The sequence below is a fragment of the Furfurilactobacillus sp. W61-4 genome (genome assembly GCF_057545565.1).
This window is the reverse complement of the sequence record NZ_BAAJNZ010000002.1, coordinates 105079-119283: the sequence shown is the minus strand read 5'-3', so window position 1 is coordinate 119283 and position 14205 is coordinate 105079. Positions and strand designations below refer to the sequence as shown.

Genomic DNA, 14205 nt, shown 5'->3' with positions numbered 1-14205 from the left:
TCTTTCATTACAAAATTCATGTTTAAAAAGCACGAGGATTAATATAAGACTTCACGTGGTTAGTGTCAAGTAAGTTGACAACTATATTTCAAAATATATAATAGTTCAAGGAAACATCACAAAAATTTCTGTCAAACTATATGTCACAAATCAAAAAAATAACGTTGTCACTGGCTTTTAGACAAGTTAGTCATACCAGATTAACGGGGATGAGCGCCACTAAGTGTCAACGGATATTGAGGGAACGCTATGGAACAATTTGCAGGCGATGTTGGTTCGAAAGCCTGGTTGATGAAAATTTTTCGCAATGATGATGTCATTACAATGGGTATCGGCGATTTGGCCCGGGCGACTGGCATCAGTGCAACAAAACTTCGCTATTGGACGGATAAAGGTTACATTAAATGTCTCAGCGAAAATGAAGGCAATCGTAAATATAAATATGAAACTGTATTTAAGGTGCGCGCAATGAAGGCCTACCTGGATGAGGGATACACATTGGCAACCGCTGCCAAAAAAATGGCACAACATCGCGATGTTATTAAGACGTTGAAACATCTAGTTTCAGACCGAATTGAACGGGTTGAATTGGTCGACGAGGGAACGCACCTGATTGATTTTGGGCCATTGATGCGGAACCAACCAAACACCTGATTGCGCAAGTTGATTCATCGGGAACCCATTTTCGGCTAGAGTGAGGACGTTGGTGAGGTTTATGCGGCTGCGAAATTCCAGATGGTGTGTGATGAACAAGTAGGAACTGGTTAGGCTATCGGAATGATTTCCTGTAGGTGATTGGATTCACTAGTGAGGACTTGGACGCTATCGAGAACGCGTTCGCCATCACTGAAGCCTGTGCCCAACCAAAAAACCTGTTCGGGCTAGGGACGCCCGCTCATGATTTCCAGTTGTTGCTCGAACTCCCCCATGATGGTTCATACGCTATCGTAAACGCGCTCGCAAGACCTGAGTCCTGTGCCCAACCAACAACCGCAACTGGGCCAAAGACGCCCAATTGCGATTGTCCGTTGGTGCTCGGACTCACCCGGTCTTGCGAGCGCTCTGATTTTATTCACTTGTCGCACGCGGCTGTACATGCTAAGCTGAGGGTGTAACAGGGATCACAGTTGATGACCCAAAAATTCCCAGGAGATGGCCGATCTTTACGGCTGGGCCATTGCTTCATGTTGTGAGTGTTTTTTGGACAACTTTTTGTAGAAAAGGTTCGATAAATCGCGCGGAATGCGCTCGAGGATCATCCTTCCGGGGTGATTAGTGATCGTATTTAAAACAATATGTTTCATGAAAATTACCGTTTTCATGGTGTCATCAACTACCTGTTACTGCACCTCACCAGTTAAGGGAATCTGGTGAGGTGTTTTTTTATATTCAGAGCACAAGCCTCAGGTCTTTGGAGTTCGACAGTGTTCCTGTTTGGTAACCATAGCGGTTTGGCTCAATGACTCGGAGCCGCGTGCCAATTGATGATTATCCACTTGACTCATCTTGTGTATTACCCCTGCAGTTTGTGGTGACTTGCGGTACCATATAAATGTAACCGCTTTCTAAATTCACCAATACAAGAATCATGGAGGTTAACCGATGGAACCACAACTCAGCTGGTTGGATGATCCGCAGGTCTTTCGGGTCGGTACATTGCCAGCACATAGTGATCATTTCTTCTATATTAATGAACAAGAAATGAACGACAAAACTAGTTCGTTAACACAGTCACTGGATGGAAAATGGGATTTTAAGTTTGCGCCCAATCCGCAAGCGCGACCCCAACATTTTTACCAACCAGAGGCCGATCGGCACGATTTCACCACGATTGAGGTTCCCGGACATATCGAATTGCACAATGATGCGCAGATTCAGTACATCAACACGTTATATCCGTGGGAAGGCAAAGCATATCGCCGGGCGGCCTATACCCTGGGTCAAAATGCAGAAGCTGGCATGTTCAGCCAAGCGCCGGACAATTCTATGGGCGCTTACGTGACGCACTTTGATTTACCGGAGCAGTGGGCTCATCAGCGCGTTGCTATCCAGTTTGATGGTGTGCAAACGGCGATGTACGTGTGGCTTAATGGGCATTTTATCGGTTATGCGGAAGATAGTTTTTCCCGGTCGGAATTTGATTTAACGCCGTATGTTAAATCACGCGATAATCTGTTAGCCGTGGCCGTGTTTAAGCTGAGTACGGCTTCGTTTTTAGAAGATCAGGATATGTTTCGATTTTCGGGGATCTTTCGAAGTGTTCGGTTAGTCAGCCGCCCTAAAGTTCATTTAGAGGATTTAACGATTAAACCGACCCTCAGCGATGATTTTGAAACGGGCCAGTTAACGGTTAAAGCGGCCTTAAGCGGTGAACGCCAAGCTGGTCAACAAATTGAATTACGGTTGCTCGATGCCACCGGGGCAACGATCGCCACTCAACAACAGGCAGTTAAGTCAACCGATGCGACGGTGACCTTTGATCAAGTGACCTTACCACAAGTCCATCGTTGGGATCACCATGATCCATATCTGTATCAGCTTGTCTTAACTATCACGGATGTCGCTGGGCACGTAGTCGAAATAGTGCCAGCAAGCGTTGGTTTTCGTCGCATTGAAATTAAAGACAATGTAATTTTACTCAATGGTCAGCGGTTGATTTTAAACGGCGTCAACCGCCACGAGTGGAATGCCGATCACGGACGGGTGATCTCAATAGCCGACATGAAAGCCGACTTGCAAACCTTCGCGCAGGCACACATCAATGCGGTGCGAACATGTCATTATCCCGATCAGATTCCCTGGTATTATTTGTGTGACCAAGCCGGGATTTACATGATGGCGGAAAATAATTTAGAAACGCACGGGACTTGGCAAAAACTCGGTGCTGTTGAACCCTCTGTCAATGTGCCTGGATCATTGCCACAATGGCGGGCCGCGGTGTTAGACCGCGCTGTTAACAACTATGAAACGTTTAAAAATCACCCGGCGATTTTATTCTGGTCATTAGGTAATGAGTCATACGCCGGTGATGATATTGCCGCGATGAATGCCTACTATAAGACGGTTGATCCCAGTCGGCTGACTCATTATGAAGGGGTCATCCGTAATCGCGCGTATGAACAACAAATTTCTGACGTGGAAAGTCGCATGTATGCTGCTCCTGGTGAGATTCGTCAATACTTGACGGAAGCGCCCACTAAGCCGTTCTTAGATTGCGAGTACATGCATGATATGGGTAACTCGCTCGGCGGTCTTGGTGATTACATGGCCTTATTAGATGAGTTCCCTAGTTATGCCGGCGGGTTTATCTGGGACTTTATCGATCAAGCCTTGTGGGTGAACGATGAAGTGACCGGTCAACCGGCGCTCCGCTACGGCGGGGATTTTGACGATCGCCACTCAGATTATGAGTTTTCCGGTGATGGCGTGATGTTCGCCGATCGCACACCAAAACCAGCTTTGCAGGAGGTGGCCTACTACTATGGCAAATACGACAAATAATCTACGCGTGATATATGGTGATGGCGTGTTAGGCATCCATGGCCCCCATGTTTATTATGGTTTTAGTTACGATCGAGGTGGTTTAGAATCACTCGCCATCGACGGTAAAGAATGGCTGTATCGAGTGGTTCGGCCAGCTTTTTGGCGGGCAACCACGGACAATGATCGCGGCAACCATTTTTCTGAACGGTCGGCCATGTGGCTAGGTGCCGATTTGTTTTCACCTTGTGTGGCGATTAACGTCCAAGTGGACGGTGTTGATCTGGGATTACCGCTGGCGCCAGAAAATAATCGGTTTTCAAATCACGAGCTGGCGTCATCAGTGATCGTCACCTTTACCTATCAAACGACAACTGTACCTAGCACGACGGTGTCGATTGCGTACACGGTTCGCGCAGACGGCACGTTAGCGATTCATGAACACTTCGTTGGTCAGGCGAATTTGCCGGAATTACCCGCGTTTGGCTTACGGCTAACAATGCCCACCGTTGCCAGCAGTTTCGATTACACCGGGCTATCTGGAGAAACTTATCCGGACCGCATGGCTGGTGGTGAAAATGGCACCTACCATGTGGATGGTTTACCAATAACACCTTATCTGGTTCCACAAGAGATGGGGATGCACATGGACACCAAACAACTGACCGTCACTCGCCAACAAACGTTAAATAACGCGGATCCTGACACCGCGTCGTTTTCACTCAGCGTGGTCGGGACACCAACCTTCGCCTTTAGTTGCTTACCATACACCCCGTTCGAGTTAGAAAACGCGACGCACATTGAAGAATTACCAACCCCACGGCGCACCGTGCTGAGTCTATTCGGTGCTGTTCGCGGCGTGGGTGGCATCGACAGTTGGGGCGCAGATGTCGCCGCGCCGTATCATATCGATGCGACGATGGATCATGAATGTGACTTTGTGATGGGACCTGAATAGTCTAAAAAGCAGCTGCAAGTGTCAGCTGCTTTTTTATGCGAAGCTGGCCAACTTATGATGTTTATCTAAAATCAGGGAGGCCAGATCCCAACCGTTAGCGTCGAACATGGTACACTAAAAGCAACATTTCAGCGGGATCAAGTGTCCAGCGTTAGGGAGAGAGAAACCAGATGCAAATTTTGCGCAACGCGTGGGCGGCCATTAATCGCCACATGCTGCTTTTACGATTACTTTTTGTTTTTTCGGTGTTACTGTACGTCGTCCATGAGGTCGGTCGGGATCTGCAACAGATTAGCGGTGCACAAGTGGCCGCGATCTTTGCTAATCAATCGATGACCAGCTTATTTGCGATGCTGGTGGTCGGCTTTATTGCAGTCACGCCAATGTTAAATTACGATTTTAATATTGTGAAATTTCTCCCCGGGACGTTTAAGCGGGGCTATGTGATTCGCTCTGGCTGGACCGTTAACACTTTCACGAACATCGCTGGCTTCGGCGGACTGCTAGGGGCCAGTCTGCGAGCCAACTTCTATAGTAAAGGGGCCACACGCAAAGAAATTCTCTTTGCAATTTCCAAGATTGCGCTCTTTTTATTGACTGGTCTGTCACTAGTCTGTTGGCTGGCGCTTTTTCAAGTGTTTTTCTTGGGCGTTGGGACCATCTTTGCTCGTTATTGGATTTGGCTCGTCGGTGGAGCACTGTACTTTCCCGTCGTCTTATTGACCACCCGGTTTACCGACTCTGAATTCTTCAATGATCTAACCTGGCGCCGCCAACTTTCACTAATGACTGGATCGAGTTTTGAATGGCTGAGTTGTACATTGTTCTTTGTCTTTATTGGCTATTTGATGGGGATTAAGGTCGATTTTGCGGCTGTGGTGCCGATGTTTGCGGTCGCTTCGGTGGCCGGGGTTGTGTCGATGATACCTGGTGGAATCGGTTCTTTTGATACCTTCATGATTACCGGTCTGGGCTTTATTGGGGTCGGTAAAGCTGATGCGCTTGTGTGGTTGCTGTTATACCGGATTTTTTACTACATCCTGCCATTTTTGGTCGGGGTAGTATTCTTTGTTAACGATGCTGGTAGCCGCTTTAATAAGGCGTTTGAGGGTCTACCACTGCAGCTTTTCCGTCGAGTAGCCCATGTTTTCTTAACCCTATTTTTATGGTTCTCAGGCGTGATGATTATCTTGGTTTCGACCTTTCCCCATCTGCAGGAATATAACAAGATTTATGGGGCCTTTTACGGCTACGTCGTCTACTTTGCTAATCAAGCGACGAACATCATCATGGGTTTTCTCCTGATTGGCTTAGCACGAGGAGTCAGTTCCCGGGTTAAACGGGCGTTCTGGCCGACCACGATTGTGTTGATCATGGCGACCCTCAATACCTTATGGAAAGATCCGTCCATTAAAATTTCGGTCTTTTTAGTGGCCGTACTGTTTGCTTTGTGGCTGTCGCATAAGGAATTTTATCGGGAACATTTCGAATATTCCTGGGGCGCCATCTTGGTCGATGGACTCAGCTTTGTCGGGATCTTTATCACATACATTGTTGTTGGGGTGTACAACACGCCGAACTATCAACGGCTCCATCATGTCCCGCGTGCGGCGCTATTTCCGACCGAACGGGTTTGGTTTAGTGGTTTAACGGCGATCGCTATCGCGATGGTGATTCTGGTGATTGTGTACTGGTATCTCCACAATGGCAAGTCGTCGATCTTCACAACCCCCTTTGACGCGACGCGCGTTGATCATGTCATTCAAACATACGGTGGGAATGAAGTTAGCCATCTGGCCTATCTTAAGGATAAACTACTGTACTTCTATCAAGTGGACGGCGAAGACAAAGTGTTCTTTATGTATCAAAAAAAGGCCGATCGCTTAATTGTGATGGGCGAGCCGGTCGGGGATCCAGCTTACCGCGATGCGGCGATTGATGATTTTTTGGATGTCGCTGATAAGGAGGGGTATTCGATTGTCTTTTATGAGATCGATGAAGACATGACGATGAGCCTCCATGAAAAAGGGTACGACTTCTTCAAATTTGGTGAAGAAGGCTTCGTCGATTTGCCATCATTTAGTATGGATGGTAAGAAACGCAAAACTGATCGCAACCTGATGAGTAAATTCGATCGCGACGGGATTACCTTTGAGGAGCTACAGCCACCATTTAGTGAGGCTACTTTGGCAGAATTACGGCAAATTTCTGATGCGTGGCTTGATGGTCAAAATGAAAGCGGCTTTTCACTGGGCTTCTTTGATGACTACTATCTCAACCAAGCGTCAATCTACGTCATGCGTAATCAGGATGGGCACATCATCGCCTTTACAACCAACATGCCCACTCATACCGATGTCGCCTCGATCGATTTGATGCGCTATGGCAAAGACGCGCCGTCTGGCACCATGGATGTCATGTTCATTCACCTTTTACAGTTAAATGCCGCCCAAGGTTTTAAGGACTTCAATATGGGGATGACTCCATTAGCTAACGTCGGCGTGTCACGCTTTAGCTTTATTGAAGAACGCATCGCCCACCTGATCTATGAATACGGCTACCGGTTCTACGGATTCCAAGGGTTGCGTAACTACAAAGAAAAATACGTCACCTCCTGGCATGGAAAGTACATCGCTTATCGCCGGCGCAGCTCACTGGTCTTTACCATGATGCAGATCACGGCCGTGGTAAACGCGAAGCGGAATAATGGGGAGAAGCGGGTGCTGATCTTTAGGCGGAAATAAAATGGTTATACTCAAATGAAATGTTTTTGTAAAACTTACTATCGATTTCTTTTTATTAAGAAACTGTTAGTAAGCTTTTTTATATTGGGATATAAATTGCTGGTGGCAAATGTATACGATTTCAAAGCGCAGTGAGATAGTAATACAAGACTGGTTAGCTTTTCACTGCCTTAAGGCAAAACTTATTCACATTATTTAAGCTAAAGAATATTTGATTCGGCAAATAGAGTAGGTTGATGATGAATTCATTTCAATATTGTAACAATGCCCATAATTAAGGACTTCTGGCTTATACTTAAATCTAGTTAACTTTTGATAGTTATAGTGCTGAAGGAGAACGCATAAAAATGAGCAAAGTTTTAATTACAGGAGGAGCCGGTTTTATTGGTTCTAACTTAGCTGAACGATTAGTTGGTGAAGGTCATCAAATTACCATTGTCGATGATCTTTCAATGGGTCTTAAAGAAAATATTCCAGTCTCTAAACAAGTTACTTTTCACGAACATTCAATTACTGATCATGACTTTATGGAAAAACTACTTATCGACAATGAGTTTGAGTATATTTTCTTGTTGGCGGCTGTGGCCAGCGTTGCTGATTCGATTGAACGCCCACTTTATACACATGAAGTTAATCAAGAGGCTAACATATACATATTAGAAGCGATACGAACTAATGGTTTGAAACCTAAAAAGGTTCTTTTTTCCTCGTCAGCGGCTGTCTATGGCAATGATCCGGAATTACCAAAACGTGAGTTATCTAAAGTTTCTCCAATTACGCCCTACGCGATCGATAAATTTGCTACTGAGCGCTATTTGGTTACCTATGCGAATTTATACAAGTTGAACTTTGTCACAGTTCGCTTCTTTAACGTTTACGGTCCACGGCAAAATCCTAAGTCGCCATATTCAGGCGTAATTTCGATCCTAACTGAGGCACTACAAAAAGGGACCGAATTCAAGATTTTTGGTGATGGTGAGCAATCTCGTGACTTTGTATATATAAGTGATGTTTTAGATGCGCTTGAATTACTAACTTTTGGAAGTACTGTTGTCGGTGATGTCTTCAATATTGCAACCGGCCATGAAACTTCATTAAATCAAATAGTGAGAACATACCAGAAGATTGCGCAGACAGATATTAATGTCTCAATACAGGATGCTAGGACAGGTGATATAAAAATATCAGTGGCTAGTGTTGATAAGCTGAAAGAATTAGGATACATGCCCAAAATTTCTGTTTCAGAAGGATTAACGAGGTATTGGCAATATATTAATCTCAATTGATATGGAGGAGAGACTATGGAAGTAACACATGTTGTCGAAAGAGATGATGGTACTTATGATTTGCCTTTTGTTGAAAAAATTGGTTCACCCGTTAGTGGTGAATACATTCATGTAAAGCGACTATTTGATTTTGTTTTTGCACTTATTCTTGGTTTGTTTGCGCTGCCCATTGTACTTCTCTTTGGTTTATTAGTTGGGCTTACATCAAAGGGGGGCGTATTTTACTCCCAAAAAAGGGTCGGATACATGGGAAAGGTTATTAAAATCACTAAGCTTAGGTCAATGAGTAATGATGCCGAATTGAAATCTGGTGCTATGTGGGCCCAGAAAAATGATCCGCGTGTCACTACTGTAGGAAAGTTCATTCGAAAGACGCGAATTGATGAATTACCACAAATTTGGAATGTACTTAAGGGTGAAATGAGTTTCATTGGGCCGAGACCTGAACGACCTTTAATGACTCAAACTTTTAGTGAGGAGTGTCCTAGGTTCGAACAACGACTTCGAGTTCTGCCTGGACTAAGCGGTTATGCGCAAATTCACGGAGGATACGAACTAAGTCCTGAAAAAAAGGCTGAACTTGATAATTACTATATTGAGCATGTGAGTTATCAAATGGATTTTCGCATTATGTTCGGAACTTTAAGAGTCATATTAACTGGAGATGGTGCTAGATGAATTTTCGAAGGGCTTGGTGTGACTAAATAATGATAGATTTGGTTTCTGTTGTTATGCCGGTGTACAATGCTGTTGATACAGTCAATCAGTCTATTGATTCTGTTCTACGGCAAAGTTATTCTAATCTTGAATTGATTGTTGTAAACGATGGGTCAACTGATGATACGGCAATGCTATTGAGTAAATATGTAGCCAATGAGCGTGTGAAGATAGTTAATTTACAACGCAATTTAGGGATTTCTGATTCTAGAAATATTGGCATCAAAAATAGTTCAGGACGTTACATCGCTTTTTTAGATAGTGATGATCGCTGGGATAAAAAAAAATTAGAAAAACAACTTCGTTTCATGAAAAAGAATGCAGTTTCGGCTTCCTTCGGCACTTATCGTAAGATACGTAATGGCCGTTCAATCGCAATCGTTACTTCAAAATATTCGAAGTATAAATTCAATGATTTGTTGAGTGGAAATCCTATTGGAATGCTCACGGTCATTTTAGATACAAAAGTTGTTCTAAAAAAATGGATAAATTTTCCGAAAATTGATCACGAAGATTACGCGCTGTGGCTTAGTTTAGCACGAGACCATAATGTGACTTTTTTTCGTTTTTCTACCGAACCGCTTGCTGATTACTTGTTGCATCAGTCAAAAACTTCAAATAAAATAAAGGCCGCAAAATGGACTTTCCAGATTTTTTATAATTTTTTAGGATTTGGCTGTTTGAAGGCAAGTTATTACTTTACAAAGTATTTGATTTCTCAAATCGAAAGGAAAATCTGATGGTTAAAAGAATTCTTCATTTTCAAGGAAGGATGGGTTTAGGTGGGGCCGAATCTTTTATGATGAATATTTTTAGAACCGTTGATTTGTCCGAATTTGTGTTTGATTTCGTCATATATGATACGTACAGGGACGTCACTCCGTATAATGATGAAATTAAGAAAATGGGTGGCAAAATTTTTGTTTTACCGGACCCCAATCGACATTTTTTCAAATACATTCGCGAACTTTTTAGATTGCTTCGGACTAAAAACTTTTTTGCAGTAGAAAATGAGATTTATTTTGGCGGTGGTATTAATTTACTTCTAGCCCTTATTTGTGGTGTCAGAACGCGAGTTGCAGTGAGTCATGCAACGTCAGATGGAAAGGGCTTCACACGGACACATTTATTATTAGCTTTTTTTCTAAAGAGATTACTTATTATCACTGCAACGGATCTAGTCGCTGTAAGTGAAGACGCAGGAAATAGCTTGTTCCTAGGCAAGCAATTTTTAATTGTCCCTAATGGTATTGATTTGGCTAAATTCGTAGATGCTAAACGGTATCGCAAAGGCAACAGAGAAAAGATGGGCATTGAGGAAAGCACTGTTGTTGGGATTAACATCGGAAGGCTGGAAAAACAGAAAAACCAGACTTTTTTAATTGATCTTGTAGATTCAATGAGTCAGCGACAAAAAAGCGGCTTTAAATTATTTATTGTCGGAACAGGTAGCTTGTTGGACGAATTGGAAAGCCTTTCAAGGGCTAAAGGGTTAGAGGATACTATTGTCTTTTTAGGTGAAAGAACCGATATTGATCAATTGTTAAGCGTGAGCGATGTATTTTTGTTACCGTCATTGTATGAAGGTTTACCAACTGTAGGTATTGAAGCACAGGCTTCAGGATTGAAATCTATTTTCTCTCAAAACATTTCTTCTGAAATTAAATTAACAAATGAGTGTCTTTTTTTGCCTATATCATCAGATTCATTTCGCTTTTGGATAGCAGAAATTTTCAAAAGCAAACAAATAGTAAAAACTACTTCGAGATTGTCTTTTTACGATAATAAAGTGGCCGCAAAAAAATTAATGACTCTTTACAAAAAAAGTAGTCGTAAGAAATGAGCAATAGAGTAATTAATATTTGGAAAACGAATGGACGTGCTGCGCTTTTATTTTTCGAGGATAAGCAGAGTGAAAAAAATTAGAATTGTTATACAAAATTTAAAATTCGGTGGAGCAGAAAAAACACTTATTGATTTTTTGAAAAACTATGATCGAAATAGCTATTCTGTTGATTTAGTTTTACATACTGAGGAAGGACAACTTTTAGATGAGGTTCCTGAAGATGTATCAATTAAGAACATAGTCCCTTTGGAGAAGGGCTTTTTTTCCAAGGTTGTACGATCTTCTTTTTTTAAGGCTTTGAAATATTGCCCTTTGCTTGCAAGACAGATAATTCAAAGACGGTTAGGTACAGCAGACTTGACCGTTGCATATTTGGAGGGAATTGCTACAGAAATTTCGTCCGTATTAGATGGGCCCAAAATTGCTTGGGTACATACGGATCTCAGTTCTAATCCTTGGACCGATATTTTTTTTAGGAATATGGATGCCCAAAAGAAGGCATACGAGCAATTTCAAAAAATAATTTTTGTATCTCGTGGAGGAGAAGCATCCTTTAAAAGGAGATTTGGTTCTGATTTTTTATGGCCTACAGCAATTCTTCCAAACCCAGTTGATACGGAACGCATTCGAGAGCAAGCTAATATACTAAATACTGAATTTATCGAATGGAAATCAAAAACAGCGGGAACGATTCGATTAATAACGGTAGGAAGGATGGACCCAATAAAGAGAGTTGATTTATTAATTAAGGGCTTTTTACAAGCTCGAAAAAATAATCGCCTTCTGTCGTTGACGATTATTGGTGATGGAAGAGAATTGAACAATCTGAAATCACAATTTGGTCAAAATGAAGGACTATACTTTCTTGGATTTAAAAAAAATCCGACGCCATACGTAAAAAATAGTCAGATGTTCATTTCTACTTCATTGGTGGAGAGTTATCCAACTTCAATAATTGAAAGCCTTATCCTAGGAACTCCGGTTATTGCAACTGAAAACGTTGGAAGCAAAGAGATCCTAGACAGCTTGTCCGAAGTGATGATTCCAACTGAAGTTACAGAGTCCGATCTGGCCATGAAAATCACTGAAAGTATTAAGAGCTTGAACCAACGGCGGCAAGAAATTGAGCCGCTATCTAAAAGATTTGAGTTAGAACAAGTTTTACACAAATATTATGAAGTGTTTGACGAGGCAATTAAAGATGGATAAGCAAATTGACGTCGTAATTCCCTGGGTAGACGGGGAGGATTCAGATTGGAAGAGGAAAAGACAACATTTTAACGAATCAAAAAAAATCTTAAAAGATGAAAACAATACAAGTAACCGATATCGTGATTATGGAACGTTGAAATATGTATTGAGATCTATTGATAAAAATATGAGTTGGGTAGGTCGCATTTTTCTTCTTACTGATCACCAAGTCCCAACATGGCTTAATAAGGAAAAAGTCATCATCGTTGACCACTCTGATTTTATCGTCGGAGCATTGCCCACCTTTAATTCCAACGTTATTTTAACGAGTATTGGTAATATAAAGGAGTTGAGCGATTTCTTCATCGTTTTTAATGACGAGACGTTAGTTATGAATCGCACAAAAAGAACGGACTTCTTTAGGAATGGATTACCTGTTGATTCATTAATTGAGACAGGAACGGTACCGATGTCCGATGGCTTTTTCCATATTTCTTCTAATGGAGTGGCATTGATTAATCAGCTTTTCTCTAAGAGAAATGTGATGAAGAAGCACTTGGGATTATTTTTTAACTATCATTACGGTATTCAAAATATGCGAACATTTTTGTCCTTGCCTTATGGAGGTTTTTTGGGATTTTACAATCAACATTTGATAATGCCGTTTAGAAAAATGGATTTTGAACAGGCTTATAATACTTTTTTTGAGAATTTTGCAAGCACTTGGAACCATCGCTTTCGCGAACCTACTGATATTAACGAATGGGCAATAAGATATTTGAGAAATATGAATGGCAATTTTGTTCCTGGCTTTTTAAAAGGACAGTTTTTTACCCTTAGTGATTTTCAAAATCAAATGCCAAAAATCAAAAAAAAGTCAAAGGTTGTCGTTATTAACGATGATGGATGCGCCGATGAAGAGGCGTTTAACAAGGTGAACTATTTTCTCGAGACGAACTTTCCAAAAAAATCAAAATATGAAAAGTAAATTATTATCGATCATTATACCCGCTTATAATGTTGAACTTTTTTTAAACAAGGCTGTTGCAAGTCTGTCACTTTTTTTGAATAATGAAAAAGTTGAAATTTTCATAATCAACGATGGCTCGACAGATAATACTGAGTTGATCGGTCAGAAACTATCTAATCAGTTTTCCAATATTACGCTGATAACGCAAGAAAATATGGGATTGTCAGCAGCTAGAAACATTGGTTTAAGTCAGGTCAACGGAACTTATACTTATTTTTATGATGGTGATGATTTTATAAACAGCGTGTATTTAAAAGATATCTTTTTGATTTTAGAGCAAACATCCGTGGATATTTTGTCTTTTGGTTATGCTCAGGTTGATGACGATGGAACTGAGCTTAATAGACATCTGTTTAAGGACGATAGCTTTTATATTTCTTTGAGTAAAACGGATTATATACATGCAATAATCGGAGGAGGCACGGATCCGGTTGCAGGTTATTTGCCGACAAAAATTATTAGGACGTCATTGATACGAACACTTCGATTTAGGCAAATGAACTATGAAGATATGCCATTCGTTTTTGAATTATTGGAAAATGAGAATATCCACAGTATTCTGTATTTAAATCGAGTTGTCTATAACTATGTGCAGCGTGAGGACAGCATCACACATTCGATCACGTATACTAACCTTAGTGATAAATTACTATCACTGCGGCTAGTCGATAATTCATTAAATAAAATAGGTGCTTCTAGAGAGATAGTTTGTCTTAATAATGAACGAATGCTTATCCAGGCATTATGGGTTTCTTCGTTAAATATCAAATTTGTTCGCTCAAGGCTAGTTGCAAATAATGCTAATCAATTGCTCCGAATGCTTTTTTCATTCTTTGGTTCAACTAGACGCATTGGTTTATATTTGAGATTAAAAACATTTTACTACCTTATTTTTAATACCTTACTGAGATTTCTGTATTTTCGGTAAATAGATCATTACAGGTAACACGAGG

General features: G+C 41.6%; 11 protein-coding genes. All 11 read left to right on the top strand.

Annotation, left to right across the window (positions count from 1 at the left end):
* Positions 1–249: 249 nt before the first annotated feature.
* The 11 genes from AC27FN_RS03865 to AC27FN_RS03815 all read left to right on the top strand — a co-directional run bounded on the left by AC27FN_RS03865 (position 250) and on the right by AC27FN_RS03815 (position 14180).
* The gene (locus AC27FN_RS03865) at positions 250–654 is read left to right on the top strand and encodes a MerR family transcriptional regulator (protein ID WP_487166693.1); all 405 of its coding nucleotides are present in this window, start codon (positions 250–252) and stop codon (positions 652–654) included.
* Between the two features lie 948 nt (positions 655–1602).
* Positions 1603–3501 carry a glycoside hydrolase family 2 TIM barrel-domain containing protein gene (locus tag AC27FN_RS03860; protein WP_487166692.1) on the top strand — a complete coding sequence of 633 codons (1899 nt, stop codon included), beginning with the start codon at positions 1603–1605 and terminating at the stop codon, positions 3499–3501.
* On the top strand, positions 3482–4438 hold the full coding sequence (locus AC27FN_RS03855) for a beta-galactosidase small subunit (protein WP_487166691.1): 957 nt from the start codon (positions 3482–3484) through the stop codon (positions 4436–4438). The genes AC27FN_RS03860 and AC27FN_RS03855 overlap by 20 nt, the downstream gene beginning before the upstream one ends.
* Positions 4439–4608: 170 nt before the next feature.
* On the top strand, positions 4609–7182 hold the full coding sequence (gene mprF / locus AC27FN_RS03850) for a bifunctional lysylphosphatidylglycerol flippase/synthetase MprF (RefSeq protein ID WP_487166690.1): 2574 nt from the start codon (positions 4609–4611) through the stop codon (positions 7180–7182).
* 347 nt (positions 7183–7529) lie between these two features.
* A complete protein-coding gene (locus AC27FN_RS03845) occupies positions 7530–8468 on the top strand; it encodes an NAD-dependent epimerase/dehydratase family protein (RefSeq protein ID WP_487166689.1) in 939 nt (312 codons plus the stop codon).
* Positions 8469–8483: 15 nt separating this feature from the next.
* Positions 8484–9146 (top strand): sugar transferase, encoded by a 663-nt coding sequence (locus AC27FN_RS03840; protein ID WP_487166688.1) that lies wholly within the window; start codon positions 8484–8486, stop codon positions 9144–9146.
* 29 nt (positions 9147–9175) lie between these two features.
* Positions 9176–9925, top strand: a complete 750-nt coding sequence (locus tag AC27FN_RS03835; protein WP_487166687.1) for a glycosyltransferase family 2 protein — start codon at positions 9176–9178, stop codon at positions 9923–9925.
* Positions 9925–11028, top strand: a complete 1104-nt coding sequence (locus AC27FN_RS03830; protein ID WP_487166686.1) for a glycosyltransferase family 1 protein — start codon at positions 9925–9927, stop codon at positions 11026–11028. Before AC27FN_RS03835 ends, AC27FN_RS03830 begins: the two co-directional genes overlap by 1 nt.
* Before the next feature lie 69 nt (positions 11029–11097).
* Positions 11098–12240: a glycosyltransferase gene (locus AC27FN_RS03825; protein ID WP_487166685.1), complete on the top strand. Its 1143-nt coding sequence runs from the start codon at positions 11098–11100 to the stop codon at positions 12238–12240.
* A complete protein-coding gene (locus AC27FN_RS03820; RefSeq protein ID WP_487166684.1) occupies positions 12233–13210 on the top strand; it encodes a hypothetical protein in 978 nt (325 codons plus the stop codon). The genes AC27FN_RS03825 and AC27FN_RS03820 overlap by 8 nt, the downstream gene beginning before the upstream one ends.
* Positions 13200–14180 (top strand): glycosyltransferase family 2 protein, encoded by a 981-nt coding sequence (locus AC27FN_RS03815; protein ID WP_487166683.1) that lies wholly within the window; start codon positions 13200–13202, stop codon positions 14178–14180. Before AC27FN_RS03820 ends, AC27FN_RS03815 begins: the two co-directional genes overlap by 11 nt.
* Positions 14181–14205 lie beyond the last annotated feature (25 nt).